This window comes from Bacteroides sp. D20 (assembly GCF_003436255.1).
Lineage (GTDB): Bacteria > Bacteroidota > Bacteroidia > Bacteroidales > Bacteroidaceae > Bacteroides > Bacteroides uniformis.
This window is the reverse complement of the sequence record NZ_QSOO01000005.1, coordinates 168848-195177: the sequence shown is the minus strand read 5'-3', so window position 1 is coordinate 195177 and position 26330 is coordinate 168848. Positions and strand designations below refer to the sequence as shown.

Here is a 26330-nt window from a genome sequence, read left to right as displayed (position 1 = left end):
TCCGATTAATTTCGTTTCGCAAACAAATTCATCAATGCCTTGACATAATCCTGGTCGGTACGTACCGACACATTGTCGACATTACTCTTGGTAAACGTTTCATTCAATTCCGCCTGCTTGTTCACCCACCAATCATGATGGGCACGGCGCACGGCACGCGAGGAGGTGTCAATCCACTGCTCATGTCCCGTCTCGGCATCCCTAATCTTCATCAGTCCCACGGGTGGCAATTCTTCCACACGACGGTCGTACACCTGAACGGCAACCAGGTCATGCTTACGATTGGCAATGGTCATGGCGTTCTTGAAACTTTCCTGGTCGATGAAGTCGGACAAGACAAATGCCGTGCAACGGCGTTTCATCACATTCGTCAGATATTCCAATCCCAAACGGATGTTCGTCCTCCGGCTTTCCGCATGAAAATCTATCAGTTCGCGGATGATGTAAAGTATATGCTTACGTCCCTTCTTGGGCGGAATAAACTTCTCAATCCGGTCCGAAAAGAAGATGACACCAATCTTGTCATTATTCTGAATGGCAGAGAATGCCAGTGTAGCGGCAATTTCCGTCACCATATCCTTCTTCATCTGCTTTACCGTACCGAACTCCAAACTACCGGAAACATCTACCAACAACATCACTGTCAATTCGCGCTCCTCCTCAAACACCTTGACGTAAGGCTTGTTGAAGCGGGCGGTCACATTCCAGTCAATGTCGCGTATGTCATCGCCAAACTGATACTCGCGCACCTCGGAGAATGCCATACCTCTACCCTTGAAGGCAGAGTGATACTGCCCGGCAAAGATATTGTTGGACAATCCGCGCGTCTTTATCTCAATCTGACGGACTTTCTTCAAAAGTTCTGTTGTTTCCATTGATTTATTTTAATAATCTCATTTAAGCACACAAGCGCAATTTAGTTTATAACAGAAACTTCCCTATGAAAAGGGGTGAGGTTTTCGGTACTCAACCCTAAGGTTTACGACGCTAAGCCTCAGGTATAGGATTGTAAACCTCAAGTTTACGAAAACCTCTATTATGCGTTAGGGCACTTCAACCTTGTTCAGTATCTTGCTGACGATTTCATCAGATGTCATATTGCTGGCTTCCGCCTCGTAAGTCAAGCCGATACGGTGGCGAAGTACGTCATGTGCCACAGCGCGCACATCCTCCGGAATGACATAACCGCGACGCTTGATGAACGCGTAGCTACGGGCAGCCAAGGCCAAGTTGATGGAAGCACGGGGCGAACCGCCGAAACCAATCATGTCTTTCAGTTCTTTTAAATCATATTTTTCCGGATAACGGGTAGCAAATACAATATCAACAATATATTTTTCTATTTTCTCATCCAGATACACCTGGCGAACCACTTTACGAGCTTCAATAATTTCGTCTGCCTTCAAAATGGGCTTCACTTCAAATTTATCACCATTGATATTCTGACGGATAATCAGTTTCTCCTCTTCCAGCTTCGGATAGTCTATTACGACTTTCAGCATGAAACGGTCCACTTGCGCTTCGGGCAGCGGATAAGTACCTTCCTGCTCGATAGGATTCTGTGTGGCAAGCACCAGGAATGGTTTGGGCAACCCGAAAGTTTCATTGCCGATAGTAACTTGACGTTCCTGCATGGCTTCCAGCAAAGCACTCTGTACTTTGGCCGGAGCACGGTTGATTTCATCAGCCAAAACAAAGTTTGCGAAGACCGGACCTTTTTTTACTTGGAACGTTTCATCCTTCTGGCTGTAAACCATTGTACCTATTACGTCGGCAGGCAACAAGTCAGGCGTAAACTGAATGCGGCTGTATTGCGCATCAATCAACGAAGCAAGCGTCTTGATAGCTAAAGTCTTTGCCAAACCGGGCACACCTTCCAACAACACATGTCCATCGGACAACAAACCAATTAACAACGACTCTACCAGATGCTTTTGTCCTACAATGACCTGGTCCATACCTGTGGTAAGATTGGTAACGAAAGCACTTTGTCTTTCAATCCGCTCATTCAGTTCGCGGATGTCAATTGTTTCAGCCATAAATCAATCTATTTTTTAATGTTTAATTTCTTCATTTATCCGGTTTTGAACCGGCAATTATTTTTTTCGCTCCCAAAAGTACGGGAATAAATTAACCATACCAACTAATTTTTATTAAAAAACTATGCGAAACCTTTTAGATTAAACTACTTTCATAGAGTTTAGTATTTAACAAAAAAGAAGCAGTAATTTTTTACTGCTTCTTGGCTAATTTCGGTATCTTGATAGTGGTACCATAAGGTACATTATCCGGATTCTTGATTACGCCGGGATTATGCTTCACGATATAAGGCCAAAGAGCTTTTGTCCCATAAAAACGAAGCGCTACCCTAGTCAGCGTTTCCCCTTCCTTGATGGTATAAGTGGTTTCTGTTCCCACAATCGTATACCCCACAGAATCCGGTTCAAACGGTGCAACTGTCTTTTTCTGCTCTTTTTTAGGAGCGGGAGACTGTACCTGTACATTTTCCTTTGGAGTTGTTGTAAGCGCAGGAGTTGTTGTAGCAACAGTTTCTGCCACAGTATCTGTCCGGGCAGGAACTACAACATCTTTTGAAACAATGCTGTCTGTCAAGGCAATATTGTCTTGACCGGCAGGGACATCCACCTTTTCAGTAACAGATTCCTTCACATCCGAGTCTGCAACCTCTTCTACAAGAGGCTTTGCAGTAAGTTTGTCAAGCAAGTCCGGATAATACATGAAAGCTACGGCACCACCACACAACAACACTACAAATACAACGATGCCTATAAAATATTTCATAGTCGAAGAATCTGCCGTATCTTTTATCACTGGCTCAGACGGTTCCGGTTCAACAGCAACTATATTTTCAGGCATTGCTTCAGGTTCAGTTTTTTCCGGTTTCTCCTCTTCAACTTCCGGTTCGGGCTCAACTAACGGCTCTTCGACTACAGTTTCCACCAAAGGTTCTTCTATCGTGGCTTCTTCCACTAAGGCAACCTTCTCCTCCACCTCTTGTTCCGGAGTTTTGATTTCAGTATCTTCATCATCTTCACTGTCATTTTCCTGCAGGGTGTCCTCAAGCACCGTAGCGTCATTCAAAACTACAGTTTCAAAATGCGAAAATGGTCTATTGATAATATCTTTCAAAGCCGGTTCCGGTGTAAACGACACTTTTGTATGCCCTTGTATCTCAAACCTTTCCCCCGTATTCACATTAACGCTTTCACGACTCCCGACATCTATCAGCTTGAAAGTCCCCAAACCTCGTATCTTCACATACTTGTCCTTCTCCAAAGACTCCTCAATCAGCTGGAAGAATTCTTTCACAAAACTATCCGCATTCTTCTTGCTCATGCCATGCCTTTCAGCCAGCGTGTCAATCAGGTCTTGTATGTTCAGTTTCTCATTCATAATACGGGAGATTTTTTTAAAAGCCGGTTACTTAAACTTATCCTTTAACAATGTACTCGGCTTATAAGTCAACACCAATTTGGGAGGTACCAGCATACGCTGCTTTGTAGTCGGATTCACAGATATACGCTCTGCCTTCTTTTTCACTTCGAATGTACCGAACCCTTGTATAGAGATAATATTTCCCTCCTCCAACTGCCGTGTCATATCTGCCAGCAATGAAGCAACCAGTTCAGAAGTATCTTTCAATGTGTATCCTAACCTCCGCGACAATTCAGAAGTAAACTCTTTGTTATTCAAAATGTAAGCCTTTAAATTGAACTACGGTGCTATATTAGCAAATCTTCTTCACATATGCAAGAAGATAAGGAAAAATCTTTAAATTATTCGTCCAAAAAGGTCGAAATCATCGGAATTTACTATCTCTACGTGGTAAAAGTTACCTATATGCAACGCTCTGTCTCCACGCTCAATCAAAACCTCAGGATCCACTTCGGGAGAATCAAATTCTGTACGTCCAATATAATATTCGCCTTCCAGCCGGTCAATGATTACTTTCATCTGCCTGCCTACTTTCTCCGCACTCAACTCCCCTGAAATGCCTTGTTGAATAGACATTAACTCATCCAAGCGCGCTTGTTTCACTTCCTGGGGAATAGAATCCTCATATTCAGCAGCGGCATACGTCCCTTCTTCTTCCGAATACGCAAAAGCCCCCATTCTATCGAAACGCACTTTACGGACAAACTCTTTCAGCTCCTCAAAATCGGCTTCAGTTTCTCCTGGATGCCCCACCATCAGTGTAGTACGGAGATGGATACCGGGAACCTCCTCACGGAATTGTTCTATCAGCTTATACGTCTCATCCTTCGTCACATGGCGGCGCATCTTTTGCAGCATATTGTCGCTGATATGTTGCAGGGCAATATCCATATATTTGCATACATTGTCACGCTCGCGCATCACACGGAATAAATCAGTCGGAAAATGTGCCGGATAGGCATAATGCAAGCGTATCCACTCCACTCCGGGAATATCCGAAATCCGCTCAACAAGCTCGGGCAACATTTGCTTCTTATATAAATCTACTCCGTAATAGGTCAACTCCTGGGCTATAACCTGGAATTCCTTTACACCCCGTGCAACCAGATACTTCACCTCGTCAAGTATTTCCTCCATCGGGCGCGACACATGCCGTCCCGTAATGATGGGAATAGCGCAATAAGAACATTTACGGTCACACCCTTCGGATATCTTCAAATAGGCATAATGCTTGGGAGTGGTCAATGTGCGCTCTATGTGCAGCTCGTCATGATAGGCCTTTCCCAAATCCTGCAACAACTCTCTCCAATTGAATTTACCATAGAATTTATCCACCTGGGGAATTTCAACGGCCAATTCCTTCAGATAACGTTCCGAAAGGCAACCCATTACATAAAGCTTCTCCAAGTTTCCTTCCTCCTTGGCCTGCGCAAATTCCAGAATCATATTAATGGATTCCTCCTTGGCGTCACCGATGAAACCGCAAGTATTGATTACGGCAATCTGTCCCTTCGGTCTTTCCGCATCATGTGTCACATGGAATCCCACTTCCTCCAACTGACGCATCAAATGTTCCGAATCCACCAGGTTTTTAGAACATCCTAAAGTGATGATATCTATAGTCTTCCGTTTCATGCATTCTCCCCGAACAGTGAATCAACAAATTCCTTTTTACGGAACACCTGCAAATCTTCCATTCCTTCACCCAATCCAATATATTTAACCGGAATTTTAAACTGGTCTGAAATGCCGATGACTACGCCACCCTTGGCTGTTCCGTCCAACTTTGTAACAGCCATTGCCGTAACCTCCGTTGCCAGAGTGAACTGCTTGGCTTGTTCGAATGCATTCTGCCCGGTTGAGCCATCCAACACAAGCAACACCTCATTCGGAGCATCAGGAACAACCTTCTTCATCACATTCTTGATTTTCGTCAGTTCATTCATCAAACCGACTTTATTATGAAGGCGTCCTGCCGTATCTATAATTACCACATCGGCATTATTGGCAGTTGCGGAACTCAGTGTGTCAAAAGCGACAGAAGCCGGGTCAGCACCCATTTTCTGCTTTACAACAGGTACACCTACCCGTTCACCCCATATCACCAACTGCTCCACAGCAGCAGCACGGAAAGTATCGGCAGCACCCAGATAAACAGACTTTCCGGCTTTCTTGAACTGATAAGCCAGTTTGCCAATCGTAGTAGTCTTCCCTACACCATTGACGCCCACTACCATAATGACGTATGGTTTCTTCGCAATCGGTGCTTCAAAGTCATCCACATCCTCCGAATTATTCTCTGTAAGCAACGCTGCGATTTCATCACGTAAAATATGATTCAGCTCAGTGGCATTCATATATTTGTCGGCTGCTGCACGCTTTTCGATACGTTCAATAATTTTCAGTGTCGTTTCCACGCCCACATCCGAAGTTATCAACACCTCTTCCAGATTATCCAATACTTCATCATCAACTTTTGACTTTCCTGCCACGGCACGCGCAATCTTGCCAAACACACTTTCTTTGGTCTTAGATAATCCTTTATCTAATGTTTCCTTTTTTTCCTTGGAGAAAAAACTAAAAAATCCCATACACTAATTATTTTTATGCAACCTGTTTTCGCATTCCCTGCAAAGATAGTGCAAACCGGATGCAGAATAAAATGAACCCGTTCATTTTTTATGCCGAGGTGCAGCCTATCTTCGCATTTTCAGCAAAGATATAACAAAACTGACGAATATTAAAAACTTCGTCCTCTTTTTAAAAAGAAATCCCCTTACCGGAAATACCGACAAGGGGGATCTTTATAAGTCATCAGCGCTTTACAGCCACTGTATTTATCTTATTTCTTAAAGAAGTTCTGAACATCTTCATTACGGACCATCTGTTCATCAAAGATGTAAGCACCAGTCTTAGGAGACTTCACCATTTTGATAACCTTTGTATAAGAACGTCCTTCTTTGCTTCCTTCGTGCAAGGTTGCTACCGCTTTCTTTGCCATAAGTTATAGATTTATTATTTAATTTCTTTATGTACTGTCACTCTCTTCAGAATCGGATTGTATTTCTTCAACTCCAATCTCTCTGTGGTATTCTTTCTGTTCTTCGTCGTAATATAACGAGAAGTACCCGGCATACCGCTATCCTTGTGTTCTGTGCATTCCAGAATCACCTGTACTCTGTTACCTTTTGCTTTCTTTGCCATAATCAGTATTCTCCTCTACTTTAGCCAATAACTTTAATGCTTTTCCAATCACAATAACCTTTAGCTACCGCATCTTTCAAAGCAGCGTCCAGTCCTTTCTTATTAATAATGCGCAAACCATTAGCGCAAATGCTAAGGCTGATCCAGCAATCCTGCTCTACATAGTAGAACTTCTTGTTAAACAAGTTCAAATCAAAGGTTCTCTTTGTTCTTCTCTTTGAGTGTGAAACATTGTTGCCAATCATGGCCTTCTTTCCGGTAATTTGACAAATCTTTGACATTTCTATCTTAATTTTATAGTTTTCTTTTTTGCCTATTTCAAACAGAGCGCAAAGTAAGCACTTTTATCGTTACCAAACAAGTTTTTCTTAAAATAATTCACTGTATGATAGCATTTTTTCCTCATTTCAGCTTCTCACAAAGCAACAAAAGGGCATTTTGAATTGCTTTTTCCACATTTCCCTTTCTTCCCTCGTCCCCCTCCTGCTTCATGGCAACTATTTCATTTTTATAGGCAGCAGCTATCCACACCGTACCCACTGGTTTTTCCGGAGTCCCACCTCCAGGACCTGCAATACCGGAAGTAGCCACTGCACAATCTGTTTTCAGCGTTTTCATCGCACCTTTCACCATTTCTGTAACAGTTTCGCGGCTTACTGCTCCATGTTTTTCCAAAGTTTCGGCAGATACATGCAGCAAAGACATCTTTATTTCATTGGAATACGCCACTATACTACCATTAAAGTATTCCGAACTGCCGGGAACGGAAGTAATCAGAGCGGCAATCCCTCCACCCGTACAACTTTCTGCGGTGGAAAGGGACAATTTCTTTGCTTTCAGCAGCTCTCCTACCTTTTCTTCCAACTTCATACCTTATTATATATTATCCTAAAGTTACGCGTGAATAAGCAGGTGCTTCCATCGGACAAAAATCCTTATCCATATACTTGAAGTATCCGGTAATGGCAATCATGGCAGCGTTATCCGTTGTGTAGCTGAACTTCGGAATAAATATTTTCCAACCATACTTCCCGGCATGCTCACGGAAAGCATTACGCAATCCGTTATTGGCAGAAACGCCTCCTGCAACAGCCACTTCCTTTATTTTATATTGTTTGGCAGCTTTGCGCAACTTATCCATCAAGATATCTACAACGGTAGCTTCCAGTGATGCCGCCAAATCCGTCTTGTGATGTTCGATGAAATCGGGGTCGTCCTTCATCCAGTCGCGCAGAGAGTAAAGAAACGAGGTCTTAAGTCCGCTGAAACTATAATCCAACCCTGGAATATGCGGTTTGCTGAACGAGAAGGCTTTAGGATTACCTTGCCGAGCCAGTTTGTCAATAATCGGACCACCCGGATATCCCAATCCCATTACCTTCGAGCATTTGTCAATGGCTTCACCGGCGGCATCATCAATGGTCTGCCCCAAAATTTCCATATCGTTATAGGCTTTCACCAAGATAATCTGTGAGTTTCCACCGGAAACCAGCAAGCAGAGGAAAGGAAATTCCGGCTGCACATTATCTTCACCTTCTGCTTTAATGAAATGAGCTAACACATGACCAGTCAAATGATTAACATCAATCATAGGAATACCTAATGAACGGGCAAACCCTTTGGCGAAAGATACCCCCACCAACAACGACCCCATCAATCCCGGTCCACGCGTAAAGGCCACAGCACTCAATTCCTCTTTGGTTACTCCGGCGCGTTTCAATGCCTCATGCACTACCGGAACTATATTTTGTTGGTGCGCGCGGGAAGCCAGTTCAGGCACTACCCCGCCGTATGCTTCATGCACAGCTTGGCTGGCCACCACATTCGAAAGCAGATAACCATCTTTGATGACAGCTGCAGAAGTGTCATCACAAGAAGATTCTATTCCCAAGATTATTGTACTCATAATGTTTATTTACGTTTAAACGCTGCAAAAGTAGTGATAAAAGTACGATTCATAACGTATTATTTCATATTTTTGTTGGCTGATTATAAAAATTAACCGCCTATCAGAAAGCTAAAAAAAACAGTACGCTGGGTACTCGGTATTGTATTGGGATTGTATATCGGTACCATATTGTTGCTGAACATTCCATCCGTTCAGCGACAAATGTCTGTATTTGTTGCCAATGAACTGGCTTCCATACTGGACAGCAAGATTTCCATTGGGCGAATAAACATAGGATTGCTGAACCGCATCATCATCGACGACCTGCTCCTGGACGACCAGTCTGGCAAGGAAATGCTGAAGGTGACCCGTCTTTCTGCCAAATTCGATATTCTCCCCCTATTCAGCGGCAAAATATCCATCAGTAACATACAATTGTTCGGCTTTAACATCAATCTGAACAAGCAGACTCCCAAGGATAAACCTAATTTTCAGTTTGTACTCGACGCATTCGCATCCAAAGATACGGTTCAAAAGAAAAACAACCTGGATCTCCGTATCAATTCCTTACTGATACGCCGCGGAAAGGTTTCATATGATGTGCTGTCCGAGAAAGAGACTCCGGGAAAGTTCAATCCACAGCATCTCCGCTTGCGTAACATTATTGCAAACATCTCCCTAAAAGCATTGCAAAATGATTCTATCAATGCTGCCATCAAGCGTCTGAGCATCGAAGAAGAACATTCCGGATTTGAATTGAAGAAACTAAGCCTAAAGGTTATCGGCAATGACCAACGGATGAAAATCGAAAATTTCGCCATCGACCTCCCCAACACCTCTTTGGCAATGGATACTATACACATGGATTATGACAGTCTGGGGGCATTTGACAATCTTGCCCAAGATGTCCGTTTCTCATTCCATTTGCTGCCCTCTCAAATCGCCTTGCAGGATTTATCGGCTTTTGTTCCGGCTTTTGGTTCTTTCAAGGAAAAATTGCAAGTAGAGGTACAGACGGACGGCACTGTCAATCAACTGAATTGCCCGCACCTTTCCGTCTCTGTCGGAAATCATTTTTATCTGAGGGGAGACGTATCACTACAAGACCTTTCCCATCCGGAAAATGCTTATATATTCGGCAATTTGTCCAATTTGTACGCAGACCCGGAAGGAATTGCCTTCTTTGTCCGGAATTTCAGCAAGAACTATAATGGAGTACCTCCCGTCCTGCAACACTTAGGAACGGTTTCCTTCCGTGGAGAAGTATCGGGCTACTTCACAGACCTCGTAACTTACGGACAAGTACGCACTGACATCGGAACCATCCAAACTGACGTAAAACTAAGTTCTAACAAAGATAAAGGTTATTTTGCCTATTCCGGTGCAGTGAAAACCAAAGAGTTTGAGCTGGGCAAGATGCTGGGTAACAAAAAACTGGGTAAAGTAACTTTCAATCTGGATGTCAACAGCAGCCATTACGAAAACCAATACCCATCCGTACTGCTGAAAGGGCTGGTTGCCTCCATTGATTACAGCGACTACAATTACGAAAATATCACCCTGGATGGAGAATACAAGCAGGGAGGCTTCACGGGAAAAGTCGCCTTGGATGACACCAATGGTTCTGTTATTTTGAACGGTACCATCAATACCGCCAGTCGGGTACCGACTTTCAACTTTCAGGCAAGCATCGACAAATTTCGTCCTCATGCCCTACATCTGACACCCAACTATGAAGATACGGAAATATCAGTCAAAGTCAAGGCTGACTTCACCGGCGGTTCCATTGACGAGATGAACGGTGAAATCAACGTTGACAGCTTACTGTTCGCAGCTCCGGAAACACAATACTTCCTGGACAATCTGAAGATATCCGCCATCAGAGAAAGCGAAGACCAGAAACGGCTGACCATCCAATCCAACTTTCTCCAAGGTCGCATAGAAGGCGATTATTCTTATCGTACCCTGCCTGCCAGTGTACTGAATATCATGCGTCGTTATATCCCCGCCTTGATTCTGCCAGACAAGAAACCCATAGAGACGGAGAACAATTTCCATTTCGACATGCACATTTACAATACGGAACTACTCTCCACCGTCTTTCAGATTCCGGTAAAAGTATATACCCATTCCACCATTAAAGGATACTTCAATGACAAGGCACAGCGACTCCGTGTAGAAGGCTATTTTCCCCGTCTCCGCTATGAAAACAAATTCATCGAATCCGGAATGTTCCTTTGCGAGAATCCCGGTGACCAGTTCCATACACGCCTACGCTTCAGCAACCGCAAATCAAGCGGCGCTGTCAATATAGCTTTAGAAGCGCAAGCCCAGAACAACAGCATACAGACCACGCTGAACTGGGGTAACAGCAGCACTGTAACCTACAGCGGGAAACTCGCCGCCGTCGCCCACTTCATCCGTGAACAGAAAGAAGCGAATGAAAACAAGAGGAAACTTCCCCCCTTAAAAACCGTCATTGATGTCCAGCCCACCAACGTGATACTGAACGATACGCTATGGGATATACATCCCTCCCAAGTGGTACTCGACTCCGGCAAAGTGTATGTCAATGATTTCTACTTCAGCCATAAAGACCGGCACTTGCGTATCAATGGTATCGTTTCACCACAACCCGAAGATACAGTACGTCTGGATTTGAAGGAAATCAACATCGGTTATGTGTTCGACATTGCAGACCTCGGAGTCAATTTCAAAGGAGAAGCCACCGGTCCGGCTTTCGCCAGCGGAGTACTGGAAACCCCCGTCATGAGCACCGACTTGTTTATCCGCAATCTCGGATTGAACGAAGGCTTGCTGGGTGATGCCAACATACACGGAGAATGGCACCACGACGTGAAGGGCATCTATCTGGATGCCCATATCCGGGAGAAAGATATCGCCAAAAGCCATGTGTATGGCTATGTCTATCCCTTGAAGCCCACCAGTTCATTGGATCTCCAAATTGAAGCGGGCGGTACCAACTTGAAGTTTATACATCATTATATGAGCAGCATCACGCCCGAATTCAACGGACGTGCCACCGGCCATGTACATTTCTATGGCAAATTCAAGGCTCTCACCATGGAAGGGCGTGTATTCGGCGATGCTTCCATGAAGGTAGACGTGCTCAACACCACTTTCTCCGTCAAAGACAGCATCTACATCGAGCCCGGCGGGTTGACCTTCCGCAACAACCGCATTTTCGACACGCAAGGGCATCAAGGCAGCATGAGCGGCTATCTGCAATATCAGCATTTCAAGAACCTGGAGTACCGTTTCAATTTCAATGTCAACGACATGCTGGTGATGAATACCAAAGAATCACCGGACTATCCCTTCTACGGCACCGTCTACGGTACGGGGAATGCCACTATTGCCGGTAATGCCCAAGATGGCGTTAACATTGACGTTGCAATGACTACCAATCGTAACACCACCTTTACCTATATAAAGGATAACGTATCTACAGCAGTCAGCAACCAGTTCATCAAGTTTGTGGACAAGACGCCACGCCGTGCCGTACAAGACTCTGTTCGCCTTTCCGACTACGAGATTGCCCAAAAGGAAATCGAGGAAGAGAAAGAGAGCGACACTGACATCCGGCTGAATCTCTTGGTAGACGCCACCTCCGACGCTACCATGAAGATTATCATGGACCCTATCGCCGGCGACTATATCAGTGGACGGGGAACCGGAAATATCCGTACTGAGTTCTTCAATAAAGGAGATGTAAAAATGTTCGGCAGTTACCGGATAAACCAGGGAGTCTATAAATTCAGTCTGCAAGAGGTTATCCGAAAGGACTTTATTATCAGGGATGGAAGTACCATTACATTCAACGGTTCGCCGCTGGATGCCACTCTGGACATAAAAGCAGGCTATACGGTCAACTCAGCATCCTTAAATGACCTAATGCCCAACGAGGCAACCTCCGGCTACATCAGCCAGACAAATGTAAAAGTGAACTGTATGATGGACCTTACCGGACAATTGACTTCACCCGATGTAAAATTCGACATCGAGCTGCCCAACGAACGCGATGAAGTGCAGGCCATTGTCCGTAACTATATTCCTACTGACGAGCAAATGAACATGCAGATACTCTATCTGTTGGCTATCGGCAAGTTCTATACCCCGGAAAACTTGGGAGCCACCCAGAATTCGAATATGATGTCCAGTGTTGTTTCATCCACCCTTTCCGGACAGTTGAATAACGCTTTATCGAACATTCTCGATGTTAATAACTGGAACTTCGGCACCAATTTCAGTACCGGTGAAAGAGGCTGGACAGACATGGAGTTCGAGACCATGCTTTCGGGGCAATTATTGAATAACCGACTACTTATCAATGGTAATTTTGGCTATCGTGACAATCCGATGGCAAATACCAATTTTGTGGGAGACTTTGAAGCAGAATGGCTCGTCAACCGTTCCGGAGACATCCGCCTGAAAGCGTACAACGAAACGAACGACCGCTACTACACCCGGACAAATCTGACAACACAAGGTATTGGCATTATCTTCAAAAAGGATTTCAACAAATGGAGTGAGCTCCTTTTCTGGAACAGATGGAAACTCAACCGGCTGAGAAAGGAACAAAAAATAAAACAAGATACTCTATCCACTGATAAAATAAACACAGAACAGCAGATGCCCGAGACACAATCAAAACGGAAAAGGGAGCAAAAGTAAGATTGACGTTCTTACTGTCCACATTGAAGATTTTAGAATAAGTAAATAGGCTCAAATACAGTATTTAACATGGCTACACCCTTTGTACCTAAAGGTGTAGCCATCACTCTACGATGGTATAGGCATTCAAGGCAAAGGGTGTAGCCATAAAAATACATCAGAAAGGTAATGGCCCGTCCGACCCCACACCTCCAAACGGGTTGTCCGTCTGTGGCGGAAAATCAGCAGCCGATGGAGGAGGCGGTGTTGCCGTACTTCCGATAGGCGCATTCATACGTGAACCGAATGTAGCTCCTCCACCCTCCGTCGGAGGTGGGATAACCATATCATCCTCCGGATTCTGGAAACGGGTGTACTGTCCGATAAATCTCAGACGCACATCCCCCACGGCACCGTTACGGTGCTTTGCTATGATGATTTCCGCCATACCGCGCAAGTCACTGCCATCGGCAGAAGTATAAATCTTGTAATATTCGGGACGGTGGATGAAGCACACCATATCGGCATCCTGCTCGATGGCACCGGATTCACGAAGGTCACTCAACTGGGGACGCTTGCCTTCCTCGCCTTCACGGTTCTCCACACCACGGTTCAACTGCGACAAGGCGATGATAGGAATGTTCAGCTCCTTGGCCAAACCTTTCAATGAACGCGAAATGGTACTAACTTCTTCCTGACGGCTACCGAAAGACATTCCGCTTGCATTCATCAGCTGAAGGTAGTCGATGATGATAATCTTCACTCCGTGCTCACGTACCAGACGCCGTGCCTTCGTACGGAGTTCGAATACCGACAAAGAAGGCGTATCGTCCACATAAAGCGGAGCATCCAGCAAGTCACGCAGTTTGTAATCCAACTGCTGCCATTCATAGTCTGCCAACTGGCCACTCTTGATTTTCTCACTCGGAATCTCGCACACGTTGGATATCAGACGGTTCACCAGCTGCACGTTACTCATTTCAAGCGAGAACAGTGCTACGGGATTGCGGAAATTCACGGCAATGTTTTTTGCCATGGAAAGTACGAACGCCGTTTTACCCATGGCAGGACGGGCCGCAATAATGATGAGGTCGGACTTCTGCCATCCGGAAGTCATCTTGTCCAGCTTGGTATACCCACTTTCCAAGCCACTCAAACCATCGGTACGGGCAGCAGCTTTCTGAATCAAATCATAGGCTTCGGCAATGACAGGATTAATTTGTGTATAATCCTTCTTCATGTTCTGCTGGGAAATCTCGAACAGTTTTCCTTCGGCCTCCTGCATCAGGTCGTCCACATCCAGCGTCTCGTCGAAAGCCTTGCTCTGGATATTGCTGGTAAAAGTAATCAGTTCACGTGCCAAAGCTTTCTGTGCAATGATACGTGCATGGTATTCGATGTGTGCAGAAGATGCCACCTTACTGCTGAGTTGGGTAATATAGAACGGGCCGCCCACTTCCTCCAATTCTCCCCGCTTGGAAAGTTGCTCCTTCACGGTGAGGATATCGACCGGCTTCTGATTCACGGCCAAATCGGTAATAGCGGAATATATCAACTGATGTCTATGCTCATAGAATGACTCCGGACGAAGAATTTCACTTACCAGCGAATAAGCGTCCTTCTCAATCATCAAGGCTCCCAAGACAGCTTCTTCCAGCTCCGGCGCTTGCGGCTGGATACGTCCGTAGTCTGTTACGGGCTGTGGTGCCTTTCCTTTCGGAGTACGGGATGTTCTTCTTTGTTCTGCCACTTTAAGAATTAAAAATTGAAAATTAAAAATTAAATGAATTTCCCTTTTAGAAAGGGAAAGCAAAGATAGTGCAAACCGAATACATAACTTTCATGCTTGCATGAAAAAGTTATGTTGAGGTGCAGCCTATCTTCGCTCGTATGGCAAAGATAAGCGAATTTATTTATAAGCAGTAAATAAATCATTGTTAAGTTTTCAATCTACTATGAACAGAAATCACTAACTTTGTCTTCGGAAGCTGCACTCCAATAGCTTCTCCTTTTAATTTTAAATTATTAATTCTTAATTTTCAACGCCATGCTGACTTTTCCAAATGCCAAAATAAACCTGGGACTGAATATCACAGAAAAGCGTCCGGACGGATACCATAATCTGGAAACCATTTTCTATCCGGTTCCCATAGAAGATGCTTTGGAAATAAATATCTTGAACGAAGGAAACGGAAAGTTCCGTCTGCATCAAGCAGGTCTGGAAATTGAGGGAGAAGCAGAGAGTAACCTGGTAGTGAAAGCCTACAAGTTACTGGATGACCGGTTCAACCTTCCTCCGGTAGATATTCATCTCTTCAAGCATATTCCCTCGGGAGCCGGACTGGGTGGCGGTTCGGCCGATGCAGCCTTCATGCTGAAGCTTCTGAATAATAAGTTTGAACTCGGACTGCCGGATGACACTCTGGAAGAGTATGCCGCCAAGCTGGGTGCCGATTGTGCCTTCTTCATCAAAAACCGTCCGACTTACGCAGAAGGTATCGGAAACATATTTTCTCCCCTTCCCCTCTCACTGAAAGGATATCGGATATGGTTGGTGAAGCCGGACATTTTCGTCTCTACACGGGATGCCTTTGCAAAAATAAAACCGCATCATCCGGAAATGTCCCTGAAAGAAATTGCCCAACTTCCCGTAGAAGAATGGAACGGACGAATGGTCAATGACTTTGAAGAAAGCGTATTCCCCCAATTCCCGGCTATTGGAGAAATCAAGGAAGAGATGTACCGGCAAGGAGCTGTATATGCCTCCATGAGTGGTTCGGGGTCATCTGTTTACGGATTATTCAAGGAAGATGCCGTATTACCGGAAGTGGATTTCGGAGAAAAAGCTTTTGTATACAAAGGCCGGTTCACTGATATTTAAAAATGTATCAACCAATATACTGATTTCCGGAAACAAAAATACAACAAGGTTGTTCTTACAGAAAACTCAAAACAACCTTGATTATGAAAAAGTTCAAATTCTGTATTCTGGCAGGACTACTTGCCTTGCTGTCGGTGTCCGCTTTTGCGGAAGGACGTCTTCCTGCAAATATACAAACAGCTTTTCAAACGCTCTATCCTCAAGCAACGGATGTAGAATGGGAGCAAATGGCCGGTTGCTACGTGGCAGAATTTATTGCAGATGGTCAGGAAATTGATGTCTGGTTCAATAAACAAGCGGAGTGGGTTATGACTGAAACGGATGTAGAGTCACTGGAAAAAGTGCCGGCTCCCGTGGCAGAAGCATTCATGAGCAGTACAATGACCGGCATGAGATTAAGGGATATAAGAATCATCACCTTTCCCAAACATCCCACAGTGATAATAATTGAGGTGGAACAATACAATTCCGATGAAGAATTCCAACTGTTCTATGCTCCGGATGGAAAACTATTACAAAGCCTCGATGTAACAGAACTTGGAGGAGAGATTTATCCCGGACTCTTTTTCAATGATTAATACTGACGATTGGTGATTTGTTAATGATATCCATTCATCAACAAATCACCAATCATACATCACTAATCATTAATATACCTCTACCCTATCAGCAATACGCTTCGCTTTGTCGCGCAGCGTGTCAAGATCACTGTCAAGAGGTGCATAACACAGCACTACACCCATACGGCGGTTTACGCGGGTAGTAGGCTTACCAAAAATACGCAGATAAGTATCCTCTTCTTTCGTAACCTCTTCCATGCCACGATAATTGGGACGTTCCTGACTGGCTATCGGAGAAAGGATGACAGCACTGGCTCCTATACGCTCCTGCTTGATGCCAGGGATAGGCAGACCAAGCACCGCACGACAGTGCAATTCAAACTCATTCAGATTCTGGGTTCCGGCCAGGGTTACCATACCCGTATCGTGCGGACGTGGAGAGAGTTCGGAGAAATAGACACCGTTCTCATGGCTGAGAAAGAATTCCACTCCCCACAATCCGGCACCGGTCAAGGCACGGGTCACTTTCTCTGCCATATCCTGCGCCTCCCTTAGATGGGCAGGGTCAATATGGGCAGGCTGGAAGCTTTCACGATAGTCCCCACCCTTCTGTACATGGCCGATAGGCGGGCAGAACAAGGTCGGACCATTCTTCTGTGTTACGGTGAGCAGTGTTATCTCACTGTCGAACTTGATGAACTCTTCAATGATAAGTTCTTTGATGTCTCCACGGCTACCATTACAGCCATACTCCCAGGCATGCTCCAGTTCGTCGGCACTCTTTACGAGAGACTGGCCTTTACCGGAAGAGGACATCAGCGGTTTCACCACACACGGGAAACCTATCTTTTCAGCAGCAGCTTTCAGTTCATCCAAAGATTTGGCATAAAAATATTTAGCAGTCTTCAATCCCAGCTCTTTAGCTGCAAGGTCACGTATGGCTTTACGGTTCATGGTAAAGTTCACGGCGCGTGCACTGGGCACTACCTGAATGCCTTCTTTCTCGAAATCATACAGACGTTCCGTACGGATAGCCTCAATTTCCGGAACAATAATATCCGGCTGGTGTTTGCGTACTACACGTTCCAAAGCATCTCCATCGAGCATGCTGAATACCTCACATTCATCTGCCACTTGCATGGCAGGCGCTCCGGCATACGAGTCGCAAGCAATGATATACTGGCCCTTACGTTGGGCGGAAATAACAAACTCCTTGCCCAACTCACCGGAACCTAACAATAAAATCTTTTTCATCAATTCTTTTATTTACAATTTTATATATTTACGATTTGACGACGTACGATGTACGATTAGAGTTACTTTAGACAATAAACCGCCACAAGCCAAAGCAATCCCAATCGTACATCGTAAATCGTCTAATAGTAAATCCTCTTATTGGTGCTGGTCTCTCAACAAGTCATTCACCGTCTTTACCGGATTGAATGTAGTCAGAGGCACTTCTACAAATACTGTGTTCCAATCACTCATGGCTCCGTTCCACAAACCGGGAAGTTCAAGCGCTTTCAGGTCCTTGCCGTTCTTGGACTTATAGGAGATGAACCCCGTCGCTTTATCCACATACTTCACAAGATTGAACTTATGTCCTTTATAGTCACGTACGGCGCAAACCAAATCCACCGGATTGAAATGGGTACCTTTTTCAAACATTTCCTTCTTTTCCGGGTCGTCCATATCAATCTGCGAACTTTCCAGAATCTGCAGAGAGATAGTACCGTCACTGTTGTATGCCAAGAACGGACCTCCGCCCGGTTCGCCTACGTTCTTCACCATACCGCAAACACGCATCGGACGGTTCAGCTTCTCTTTCAGATATATAACCAACTCGGCATCTTCCAGATTCTTTGTCTCCGGATTCTTGCAATAGAGTTGTTTCTGCAGGAATTGCAGAACTTCAAGAATTTGCTCGTGTGTATACTTCCCGCTGTCAAGCAACTGCAGATAAGCAAACGCTCTCTGCTGTAACGCTACCAGCACACCGGCAATCAGTTTCTTATATAATACGGTGTCACCTTTCAGCTTGTCGGGTACCACATTGTCTATATTCTTTATGAAGATAATATCCGCATCAAGGTCATTCAAGTTTTCAATCAAGGCGCCATGACCGCCGGGACGGAACAACAATTTGCCATTGTCGCGGAAGGGTTTGTTTTCCATATCGGCGGCAATGGTATCGGTGCTCGGTTTCTGTTCCGAAAAAGAGATGTTATAATCCACCCCATACTTCTTTGCATAAGCGGCAGCCTTTTCGTCTACCAAAGCCTTGAACAAGGCACGATGTTCGGGCGAAACCGTGAAATGCACATTCACCTTACCGTTCTTATTGGCAGCATACAATGCTCCTTCTACCAAGTGCTCTTCCAGCGGCGTGCGGCTACCGTCTTCATACTTATGGAACTTAAGCAATCCTTTGGGCAGAGCACCATAGTTCAGTCCGGCCCCTTCGAGTAAGGCAGCAACAACCGCCTTGTAGTTTCCAGCGGCAACCAAAGTCGGTATATCCTTTCCGGCAGTCCTCTGGCAAGCGGTATTCAAGTCATCATAGAAGGCAAACTTCTCTATTTTCTCAAAGAAAGTCTTTTCAAAGTTTGTCTGGGGAGTGTCATAGTCTGCCCCGAGAAATTCAAACAAGTTCTTGAACATACGGCTGGCAGCACCCGAAGCAGGCACAAACTTCACCACCACTTTATCGGTTTGTGTATATGCCTCCCAGGCATCCAGGTATTTCTTCTGTTCATCCGTATTCGGAGCCAGTATACCCTTTTCTACAGAAGCGGCGGCAGACAGCTTCAAGTATGGAAAACCTTTTTCGAAACAAGCCAACTGTTCGGTTATTTGTTCTTCGGAGATGCCTTTATTTTCGAGCAACTCTTTGTCTTGCGGTGTTATCATAATATCTTGTTTTATTAATTCATGCCCAAAAATACAAAAAAAGCAGAACTGCCGTCAAGAAAATGAAGAAAAAACTTACCTTTGAAGCATAAAATACGGACGATTATGGAAACTGATGAATTTTTCACTATCAAAGAGAAAGATTTACTCTTCTCGCTCTACCGCAAACTGTTGCAACTTTCCGGAGAAACCCTCCAGAAGGGGGACTGCAAAAAGCTGAAAACACATCTTGTCAATACTATACAGAACAACCGTATCCAGCGTGATATATTCGGTTTGAATCCCGTCATCAAAGATATGCAGACGGCTGTCATTGTAGCGGAAGAAATCGGAATGAAGCGTGCTTCTATCCTGGGGCTCATGCTGCACGACTCCGTGCGCTGCGGCACTTGCACCGCTTTGGAAGTGGAGCAAATCTATGGCGAGGATGTGGCAGGCATCATCCGGGGATTGATACGTGTAAACGAACTTTATTCCAAAAGCCCTACCATCGAGTCCGAGAATTTCCGCAACTTGTTGCTGACTTTCGCTGAGGACATGCGTGTCATTCTCATCATGATTGCCGACCGCGTAAACATCATGCGGCAGATAAAGGATTGCAAGAACGATGAAGCCCGTCGGCAGGTAGCCAACGAAGCGGCTTATCTCTATGCGCCCCTTGCCCATAAGCTGGGTCTGTACAAATTGAAGTCGGAACTGGAAGACCTCTCATTGAAATATACAGAAAAGGAAGTTTACTACCATATCAAGGAAAAACTGAATGAGACCAAGGCATCGCGTGACAAGTACATTGCCGCCTTCATTGCACCGGTACAGAAGAAGCTCGAAGAAGCCGGACTGAAGTTCCATATCAAAGGACGCACCAAGTCCATCCACTCCATCTACCAGAAAATGAAGAAGCAGAAATGCCCCTTCGAAGGCGTGTATGACCTGTTCGCCATCCGCGTCATCCTGGACTCTTGCCTGGAAAAGGAGAAACTGGAATGTTGGCAGGCCTACTCCATCGTAACAGATATGTACCAGCCTAACCCGAAAAGGCTACGCGACTGGCTGTCCGTACCTAAAAGCAACGGATATGAATCACTGCACATCACCGTGATGGGCCCCGAAGGCAAATGGGTGGAAGTACAAATACGTACCGAACGCATGGATGATATTGCCGAACGAGGCCTGGCCGCCCATTGGCGATACAAAGGAGTGAAAGGTGAATCTGGTCTTGACGAATGGCTGACTTCCGTACGCGAAGCCTTAGAGAGCTCGGACAGCAACGGACTGGAAACGATGGACCAGTTCAAACTGGATTTGTACGAAGACGAGGTATTTGTATTTACCCCCAAAGGTGATTTGTTCAAACTTGCCAAAGGCTCCACCGTGCTCGATTTTGCGTTCCACATCCATAGCAAACTGGGCTGCAAATGTATCGGTGCAAAAGTGAACGGCAAGAATGTACAGCTGAAGCAAATGCTGCATAGCGGTGACCAGGTGGAGATAATGACATCGAATACGCAGACGCCCAAGCAGGACTGGCTGAACATCGTAACCACCTCCAAGGCACGCACCAAAATACGCCAGGCATTGAAGGAAATGGCTGCACGCCAGCACGCCTTCGCTAAGGAAACCCTGGAACGCAAGTTCAAGAACCGGAAGATAGAGTATGATGAAGGAACCATGATGCGCCTCATCAAGCGCCTCGGTTTCAAGATAGTGACCGACTTCTATCAAGCCATAGCCGATGAAGAACTGGATGTCAACGAGATTATAGACAAATACCAGGAACAGCAAAGACGGGAAAATGATACGCGCGACGATATTGTCTACCGCAGTGCTGAAGGCTATAACCTTCAACAAGGCATACCGGAAGAGATAGGTACCAAAGAAGATGTACTGGTCATTGATCAAAATCTGAAAGGATTGGATTTCAAGTTGGCACGCTGCTGCAATCCCATCTATGGAGATGATGTATTCGGCTTTGTCAGTGTGACGGGAGGCATCAAGATACACCGTTGCGACTGTCCCAATGCCAGCGACTTGCACTCACGTTTCGGCTACCGTATCGTGAAGGCACGCTGGGCCGGAAAGTCACAAGGTACACAGTACCCCATCACCCTGCGCGTAGTGGGACACGATGACATCGGCATCGTGACCAACATCACTTCCATCATTTCCAAAGAAACGGGTATTACTTTGAGAAGCATCGGCATTGACTCGCATGACGGGCTGTTCTCCGGAACACTGACCATCATGGTGAGCGATACGGGACATCTGGAAGCGCTCGTCAAGAAACTGAGAACAGTAAAGGGAGTGAAACAGGTTTCAAGGAATTAAGCAACAACTATAATCCATGAAGTACGACTTTAAAAAGCAGTTGCGCAGTTTCGGATATGCTTGGAAAGGTATCCGGTGTTGCATAGGAAAAGAACAGAACCTGAGCTTCCATCTGATAGTTACGGCTGTGGTAGTCATTGCAGGATTCGTTTTAGGCATTACCCGCATGGAGTGGATGATAATCATTCTCTGCATCGGAGTGGTGATAGCAGCCGAACTGTTCAATACCGCCATTGAGAAGCTGGTCGACCTGGTGTCTCCCCAACAGCATCCCGTGGCAGGGCAAGTAAAAGACATAGCCGCCGGAGCAGTACTGGTATGTGCTGCAACGGCGGCCATTATAGGATTGATTGTATTTATCCCTTACCTCACCCGCTTCTTCTTATAATAAGGATAGGTCAGAAGTACAAAGAAAAATACGGCAAGCATAGCAGCAACAGACGCCACATGGTATATCTGCGCTTTGTCCATCAGGTGGCAAGCCACAGCCATGCCCACCAGCAGCCCTGCCTCCATGAACAAATGGCAAGTGGTGTTTGCCGTTCCACGCTGGCAATGGTGCGACAGCTTGACGAACATCTTCATGAACGGGACTGTAATGAACACCAATACAGCCAATGCCGCCAATGACCAGTAATCGCCCACAAACATCAGTGGCAGCAACGCTCCCGGTACAAAAGCAATCAACTGCATATTGATGGCAGGTACCCATGCACGCGGCAATAAGAAGCGGTCCATATTGCACAACGACACGCCTATCGGAGCACGGAAAGCCACATATACCCTCGATGCGAAAAATATGCTAGCCAGTCCGGCCGCTACGGACAGATAGGTCACCATACGGAAACCATACATCTTATACATTCCAATGCCCAACACAACACCCACCAGCATGCCCAAGCGTGCAGCCCATGCATATACCATGTTTCCTGCGCTGCGGCGCGCGGAAGTCGTTATGTCGATGGCCACCGTAATGCCCGCTGTGGTTGCCAGCCCGAAACATGCTCCCTGCACAGCGGCAAGCAGCAGAAATTTCGTATAACCATCCACAAAGGCATATCCCAGAACAGCCGCCAGCATAATGAGTGCGGAGTAAAGGAGCACGTGTTTCCTTTTATATTCATCGACCAGATAGGCATGGAAAGGACCGACAGCAAACATGGCCACCGCAAAGACCAGAAACATGCTGCCCGCCTGCCCGACGGAAACACCCAACTGCTCTCCCATCACAAAAGGAAGCAAAGGGAAAAGCATATAGACGGATATGAACAGCAACAGATTTGCCGTACACATCCGCCAAAAATTGAGTGTCATGAGTTTGTTAGTACTGTTCTTTCTCATTCGGGAAATCTAAATTCTTCACATCGGAAACATAACGGCTGATGGCATCCGTCATCACTGTATGCAGGTCGGCATAGCGACGCAGGAAACGGGGACGAAAACCGTTATTCATACCCAGCATATCCTGAACCACCAACACCTGGCCGTCCACATCGCCACCGGCACCGATGCCTATAACGGGTATAGTCAGCTCGCTTGCCACGCGGGCAGCCAATGCGGCAGGAATCTTCTCCAATACCAGTCCGAAGCATCCGGCTTCTTCCAGCAAATGCGCATCGCGTACCAGTTTCTCGGCTTCGGCATCATCCTTGGCACGGACCGTATATGTTCCATACTTGTTGATGGATTGGGGCATCAGTCCGAGATGTCCCATGATGGGAATACCGGCGCTGAGGATACGCTTCACCGTACCGATGATTTCCTCGCCTCCCTCCAGTTTGAGGGCGTCGGCATGGCTTTCTTTCATAATACGGATAGCGGAAGCCAATCCCTCCAGTTCGTTGCCCTGATAAGAGCCGAAAGGCATGTCGACAATGACCATGGCACGCTTCACACCTCGAACCACGGATTTGCCATGATAAATCATCTGGTCGAGCGTGATGGGAAGCGTGGTGACATTGCCTGCCATTACATTGGAAGCGGAATCTCCCACCAGAATCACGTCTACCCCGGCACCGTCCACAATCTGCGCCATAGTATAGTCGTATGATGTCAACATTGATATTTTTTCGCCTCTCTGTTTCATTTCGATAAGGCGATGTGTAGTCACTTTACGAGTGTCGTCTGAAATATAACCCATGATAGTATTTACAATTTGGCAATTTACAATTTACAATTACTCAATTTAATTTTCGGCGCAAAGGTAATCCTTTTTCTGATTACTTGTACAATTGAGTTAATTTATCGTAAGTGAATCCCTGAAAGTCATCCAATACATAATGACACAACGGAGCTATGTCTTCACGGGAATTGGTGGTTGCCAACCCTATAACGGTAGCTCCTGAAGCCATGCCGGCTTTCAGCCCGTTGAAGGAATCCTCGAATACATATGTGGTGTCGGGAGTTGTGCCGAAAACCTCCATACCCAACAGAAAACAATCCGGTGCAGGCTTGGAAGCCGTAAACATCTCGGCCGTAAGGATACGGTCGAAAAGAGTCTTTATTTCGGGATGAACCCGATAGACAGCTGCCATCTTCGCTTCGTTGGAGCTGGTCACTACGGCAGTCTTCACCCCATTCCGGTGTAGGTCGGCAATGAAGTCAAGCACTCCGGGAATAAAGTCGAATGACATTTCCTGTTCAAAGCGGTTCAGCCGTTCGGTAATTTCGGCCTGTTCCTTCGCCATGCCCGGAAAAAAGGTATCATAAATATAGACCAGCGTCTGGCCCTTCACCCTGCCTTCAATATCATCCATACCCAAATACTGCTTTCCCATTTCATGCCAGAAGTGACTGTACTGTGTTTCCGTGTCTACCACCACGCCGTCAAAATCAAAAAGTACGGCGGTTGCTTTTGTTGTGTCCATAAACTTTCTTTTACCTAAATCTGTTAATACCAAAACATTATAGTGTACAAAGGTGGGAATAATCTGCGAATCAAACAAATATTTCTTACCTTTGTGCTCCTTAATTGACTCATATCAAATGAACAACGCGCATATATTAGGAACCGAACGTATTGGCAAACTGCTTGTGCAGTACTCCATTCCGGCCATTATAGGCATGACGATTACTTCGTTGTACAACATCATCGACAGCATTTTCATCGGTCATGGCGTAGGTCCTATGGGCATTGCCGGACTCGCCATTACTTTCCCTCTGATGAATCTGGTCGTGGCTTTCTGTACGATGGTATCGGCAGGCGGTTCCACCATTTCGTCCATCCGTCTGGGGCAGAAAGACCTGGACGGAGCAACGGAAGTATTGGGAAACACACTGATGTTCTGCCTGGTCAACGCATTCATATTCGGCAGTGTTTCATTCATCTTTCTGGATGATATTCTGCGCTTCTTCGGTGCCAGCAATGATACGTTGCCATATGCCCGCGACTTTATGCAGGTGATATTACTGGGTACCCCCGTCACTTATACCATGATTGGCCTAAACAATATCATGCGTGCCACGGGATATCCCAAGAAAGCAATGCTCACGTCTATGGTAACGGTAGTCTGCAACATAATCCTCGCTCCCATTTTCATCTTCCAATTTGACTGGGGAATACGGGGAGCTGCAACGGCAACGGTCATCTCGCAGTTCATCGGCATGGTGTGGGTAGTGAGCCATTTCCTGCAAAAGACAAGTGTGGTACGTCTGCAACGGGGGTTCTGGAAGATGAAGAAACGCATCATCAGCAGTATATTATCCATCGGTATGTCACCGTTCCTGATGAACGTCACGGCATGTGTCATTGTGATTATCGTAAACAACAGCCTTCAACAGTACGGAGGAGATATGGCCATCGGGGCATATGGCATTATCAACCGACTGCTGGTACTCTATGTAATGATTGTATTGGGGCTGACGATGGGAATGCAACCGATTGTAGGCTATAACTTCGGTGCGCAAAAGCACGACCGTGTGAAGGCTACCCTGCGCCTGACCATCATTGCCGGAGTATGTATCACCAGTACCGGCTTCCTTATCTGCGAATTGTTCCCCCATGCCATATCTGCCATCTTTACCAGTGATGAAGAGTTGATAGATATTGCTTCCAGAGGCGTACGCATTGCCGTAGCCATATTCCCGCTGGTAGGTGCACAGATTGTCATCGGCAATTTCTTCCAAAGCATCGGGAAGGCGAAAATCAGTATCTTCTTGTCGCTGACACGCCAATTACTGTATCTGTTGCCGGGACTACTGATATTCCCGCATTACTTTGGGCTGGACGGCATCTGGATATGTATGCCGGTATCGGACTTCTTTGCTTTTGTAACGGCAGCGGTGGCATTGTGGATATATGTAAAAAGATTACCCACAGGAATTACCGAAAAAGCGAGGTGAAAGTGATTTATTCTACTGCAAATATTGCATTTTATGTTATAACAAACAAATTGTTCGAAAATATATCATTCATTCAGCCCAAACACATCAT

23 protein-coding genes are annotated in these 26330 nt (G+C 45.7%); 6 read left to right on the top strand and 17 right to left on the bottom strand.

Going from position 1 to position 26330, the window contains the following annotated elements:
• Positions 1 to 5: 5 nt before the first annotated feature.
• The 11 genes from DXD78_RS07315 to tsaD all read right to left on the bottom strand — a co-directional run bounded on the left by DXD78_RS07315 (position 6) and on the right by tsaD (position 8566).
• Positions 6 to 875, bottom strand: coding sequence for a DUF58 domain-containing protein (locus DXD78_RS07315; protein WP_005827747.1), 870 nt, complete (start codon positions 873 to 875; stop codon positions 6 to 8).
• Positions 876 to 1043: 168 nt separating this feature from the next.
• The gene (locus DXD78_RS07310; protein WP_005827745.1) at positions 1044 to 2039 is read right to left on the bottom strand and encodes a MoxR family ATPase; all 996 of its coding nucleotides are present in this window, start codon (positions 2037 to 2039) and stop codon (positions 1044 to 1046) included.
• Positions 2040 to 2232: 193 nt separating this feature from the next.
• Entirely contained in the window at positions 2233 to 3414 is a 1182-nt protein-coding gene (locus DXD78_RS07305; RefSeq protein WP_009038371.1) for an HU family DNA-binding protein, read from the bottom strand.
• A gap of 27 nt (positions 3415 to 3441) precedes the next feature.
• A complete protein-coding gene (locus tag DXD78_RS07300) occupies positions 3442 to 3714 on the bottom strand; it encodes an HU family DNA-binding protein (protein ID WP_005827742.1) in 273 nt (90 codons plus the stop codon).
• A 78-nt stretch (positions 3715 to 3792) separates the two neighbouring features.
• Positions 3793 to 5091 (bottom strand): 30S ribosomal protein S12 methylthiotransferase RimO, encoded by a 1299-nt coding sequence (gene rimO, locus DXD78_RS07295; protein ID WP_009038370.1) that lies wholly within the window; start codon positions 5089 to 5091, stop codon positions 3793 to 3795.
• A complete protein-coding gene (ftsY, locus tag DXD78_RS07290) occupies positions 5088 to 6047 on the bottom strand; it encodes a signal recognition particle-docking protein FtsY (RefSeq protein ID WP_005827738.1) in 960 nt (319 codons plus the stop codon). Before ftsY ends, rimO begins: the two co-directional genes overlap by 4 nt.
• Positions 6048 to 6298: 251 nt before the next feature.
• The gene (locus tag DXD78_RS07285; protein ID WP_005827735.1) at positions 6299 to 6457 is read right to left on the bottom strand and encodes a DUF4295 domain-containing protein; all 159 of its coding nucleotides are present in this window, start codon (positions 6455 to 6457) and stop codon (positions 6299 to 6301) included.
• Positions 6458 to 6471: 14 nt separating this feature from the next.
• The gene (gene rpmG / locus DXD78_RS07280) at positions 6472 to 6660 is read right to left on the bottom strand and encodes a 50S ribosomal protein L33 (RefSeq protein ID WP_002560155.1); all 189 of its coding nucleotides are present in this window, start codon (positions 6658 to 6660) and stop codon (positions 6472 to 6474) included.
• 20 nt (positions 6661 to 6680) lie between these two features.
• Positions 6681 to 6941, bottom strand: coding sequence for a 50S ribosomal protein L28 (gene rpmB / locus DXD78_RS07275; RefSeq protein WP_004291052.1), 261 nt, complete (start codon positions 6939 to 6941; stop codon positions 6681 to 6683).
• A gap of 121 nt (positions 6942 to 7062) precedes the next feature.
• Positions 7063 to 7530 carry a CinA family protein gene (locus DXD78_RS07270; RefSeq protein WP_009038369.1) on the bottom strand — a complete coding sequence of 156 codons (468 nt, stop codon included), beginning with the start codon at positions 7528 to 7530 and terminating at the stop codon, positions 7063 to 7065.
• 13 nt (positions 7531 to 7543) lie between these two features.
• Positions 7544 to 8566 (bottom strand): tRNA (adenosine(37)-N6)-threonylcarbamoyltransferase complex transferase subunit TsaD, encoded by a 1023-nt coding sequence (gene tsaD, locus DXD78_RS07265; RefSeq protein WP_005827731.1) that lies wholly within the window; start codon positions 8564 to 8566, stop codon positions 7544 to 7546.
• A gap of 204 nt (positions 8567 to 8770) precedes the next feature.
• Between tsaD and DXD78_RS07260 the strand changes: the two genes are divergently transcribed.
• Positions 8771 to 13243, top strand: a complete 4473-nt coding sequence (locus DXD78_RS07260; RefSeq protein ID WP_009038368.1) for a translocation/assembly module TamB domain-containing protein — start codon at positions 8771 to 8773, stop codon at positions 13241 to 13243.
• A gap of 157 nt (positions 13244 to 13400) precedes the next feature.
• Here DXD78_RS07260 and dnaB read toward each other — a convergent pair whose 3' ends face one another.
• The gene (gene dnaB, locus DXD78_RS07255; RefSeq protein WP_008664493.1) at positions 13401 to 14972 is read right to left on the bottom strand and encodes a replicative DNA helicase; all 1572 of its coding nucleotides are present in this window, start codon (positions 14970 to 14972) and stop codon (positions 13401 to 13403) included.
• Between the two features lie 297 nt (positions 14973 to 15269).
• Between dnaB and ispE the strand changes: the two genes are divergently transcribed.
• The gene (ispE, locus tag DXD78_RS07250; RefSeq protein ID WP_009038366.1) at positions 15270 to 16103 is read left to right on the top strand and encodes a 4-(cytidine 5'-diphospho)-2-C-methyl-D-erythritol kinase; all 834 of its coding nucleotides are present in this window, start codon (positions 15270 to 15272) and stop codon (positions 16101 to 16103) included.
• Between the two features lie 83 nt (positions 16104 to 16186).
• A complete protein-coding gene (locus DXD78_RS07245; protein ID WP_005827722.1) occupies positions 16187 to 16681 on the top strand; it encodes a PepSY-like domain-containing protein in 495 nt (164 codons plus the stop codon).
• Between the two features lie 69 nt (positions 16682 to 16750).
• Here the strand turns inward: DXD78_RS07245 and purT are convergent, their stop codons facing one another.
• Positions 16751 to 17917, bottom strand: coding sequence for a formate-dependent phosphoribosylglycinamide formyltransferase (purT, locus tag DXD78_RS07240; RefSeq protein WP_005827720.1), 1167 nt, complete (start codon positions 17915 to 17917; stop codon positions 16751 to 16753).
• A gap of 138 nt (positions 17918 to 18055) precedes the next feature.
• A complete protein-coding gene (locus tag DXD78_RS07235; RefSeq protein ID WP_008664488.1) occupies positions 18056 to 19573 on the bottom strand; it encodes a DUF4301 family protein in 1518 nt (505 codons plus the stop codon).
• A 105-nt stretch (positions 19574 to 19678) separates the two neighbouring features.
• On the opposite strand from DXD78_RS07235, the gene DXD78_RS07230 reads away from it, so the two are divergent.
• Together DXD78_RS07230 and DXD78_RS07225 are read left to right on the top strand one after the other, a co-directional pair.
• Complete coding sequence (locus DXD78_RS07230; protein ID WP_005827714.1) at positions 19679 to 21898, top strand: bifunctional (p)ppGpp synthetase/guanosine-3',5'-bis(diphosphate) 3'-pyrophosphohydrolase; 2220 nt, start codon at positions 19679 to 19681, stop codon at positions 21896 to 21898.
• 16 nt (positions 21899 to 21914) lie between these two features.
• On the top strand, positions 21915 to 22286 hold the full coding sequence (locus DXD78_RS07225) for a diacylglycerol kinase family protein (protein WP_008664485.1): 372 nt from the start codon (positions 21915 to 21917) through the stop codon (positions 22284 to 22286).
• On the opposite strand, the gene DXD78_RS07220 is transcribed toward DXD78_RS07225, so the two are convergent.
• From DXD78_RS07220 to DXD78_RS07210, 3 genes are all read right to left on the bottom strand, one after another.
• On the bottom strand, positions 22262 to 23239 hold the full coding sequence (locus tag DXD78_RS07220; protein WP_009038365.1) for an MFS transporter: 978 nt from the start codon (positions 23237 to 23239) through the stop codon (positions 22262 to 22264). The two genes, DXD78_RS07225 and DXD78_RS07220, sit on opposite strands and share 25 nt — an antisense overlap.
• The gene (gene panB / locus DXD78_RS07215) at positions 23220 to 24041 is read right to left on the bottom strand and encodes a 3-methyl-2-oxobutanoate hydroxymethyltransferase (protein WP_034523185.1); all 822 of its coding nucleotides are present in this window, start codon (positions 24039 to 24041) and stop codon (positions 23220 to 23222) included. Before panB ends, DXD78_RS07220 begins: the two co-directional genes overlap by 20 nt.
• Positions 24042 to 24117: 76 nt before the next feature.
• Positions 24118 to 24765, bottom strand: a complete 648-nt coding sequence (locus DXD78_RS07210; protein WP_005837215.1) for an HAD family phosphatase — start codon at positions 24763 to 24765, stop codon at positions 24118 to 24120.
• 118 nt (positions 24766 to 24883) lie between these two features.
• On the opposite strand from DXD78_RS07210, the gene DXD78_RS07205 reads away from it, so the two are divergent.
• Positions 24884 to 26239 (top strand): MATE family efflux transporter, encoded by a 1356-nt coding sequence (locus tag DXD78_RS07205; RefSeq protein ID WP_005827703.1) that lies wholly within the window; start codon positions 24884 to 24886, stop codon positions 26237 to 26239.
• Positions 26240 to 26330: the final 91 nt, after the last annotated feature.

Coding starts and splice junctions, on each gene's coding strand:
- DXD78_RS07315 (WP_005827747.1), bottom strand. CDS start 875: ATGGAAACAACAGAACTTTTGAAGAAAGTCCGTCAGATTGAGATAAAG.
- DXD78_RS07310 (WP_005827745.1), bottom strand. CDS start 2,039: ATGGCTGAAACAATTGACATCCGCGAACTGAATGAGCGGATTGAAAGA.
- DXD78_RS07305 (WP_009038371.1), bottom strand. CDS start 3,414: ATGAATGAGAAACTGAACATACAAGACCTGATTGACACGCTGGCTGAA.
- rimO (WP_009038370.1), bottom strand. CDS start 5,091: ATGAAACGGAAGACTATAGATATCATCACTTTAGGATGTTCTAAAAAC.
- ftsY (WP_005827738.1), bottom strand. CDS start 6,047: ATGGGATTTTTTAGTTTTTTCTCCAAGGAAAAAAAGGAAACATTAGAT.
- DXD78_RS07285 (WP_005827735.1), bottom strand. CDS start 6,457: ATGGCAAAGAAAGCGGTAGCAACCTTGCACGAAGGAAGCAAAGAAGGA.
- rpmG (WP_002560155.1), bottom strand. CDS start 6,660: ATGGCAAAGAAAGCAAAAGGTAACAGAGTACAGGTGATTCTGGAATGC.
- rpmB (WP_004291052.1), bottom strand. CDS start 6,941: ATGTCAAAGATTTGTCAAATTACCGGAAAGAAGGCCATGATTGGCAAC.
- DXD78_RS07270 (WP_009038369.1), bottom strand. CDS start 7,530: ATGAAGTTGGAAGAAAAGGTAGGAGAGCTGCTGAAAGCAAAGAAATTG.
- tsaD (WP_005827731.1), bottom strand. CDS start 8,566: ATGAGTACAATAATCTTGGGAATAGAATCTTCTTGTGATGACACTTCT.
- DXD78_RS07260 (WP_009038368.1), top strand. CDS start 8,771: ATGTCTGTATTTGTTGCCAATGAACTGGCTTCCATACTGGACAGCAAG.
- ispE (WP_009038366.1), top strand. CDS start 15,270: ATGCTGACTTTTCCAAATGCCAAAATAAACCTGGGACTGAATATCACA.
- DXD78_RS07245 (WP_005827722.1), top strand. CDS start 16,187: ATGAAAAAGTTCAAATTCTGTATTCTGGCAGGACTACTTGCCTTGCTG.
- purT (WP_005827720.1), bottom strand. CDS start 17,917: ATGAAAAAGATTTTATTGTTAGGTTCCGGTGAGTTGGGCAAGGAGTTT.
- DXD78_RS07235 (WP_008664488.1), bottom strand. CDS start 19,573: ATGATAACACCGCAAGACAAAGAGTTGCTCGAAAATAAAGGCATCTCC.
- DXD78_RS07230 (WP_005827714.1), top strand. CDS start 19,679: ATGGAAACTGATGAATTTTTCACTATCAAAGAGAAAGATTTACTCTTC.
- DXD78_RS07225 (WP_008664485.1), top strand. CDS start 21,915: ATGAAGTACGACTTTAAAAAGCAGTTGCGCAGTTTCGGATATGCTTGG.
- DXD78_RS07220 (WP_009038365.1), bottom strand. CDS start 23,239: ATGAGAAAGAACAGTACTAACAAACTCATGACACTCAATTTTTGGCGG.
- DXD78_RS07210 (WP_005837215.1), bottom strand. CDS start 24,765: ATGGACACAACAAAAGCAACCGCCGTACTTTTTGATTTTGACGGCGTG.
- DXD78_RS07205 (WP_005827703.1), top strand. CDS start 24,884: ATGAACAACGCGCATATATTAGGAACCGAACGTATTGGCAAACTGCTT.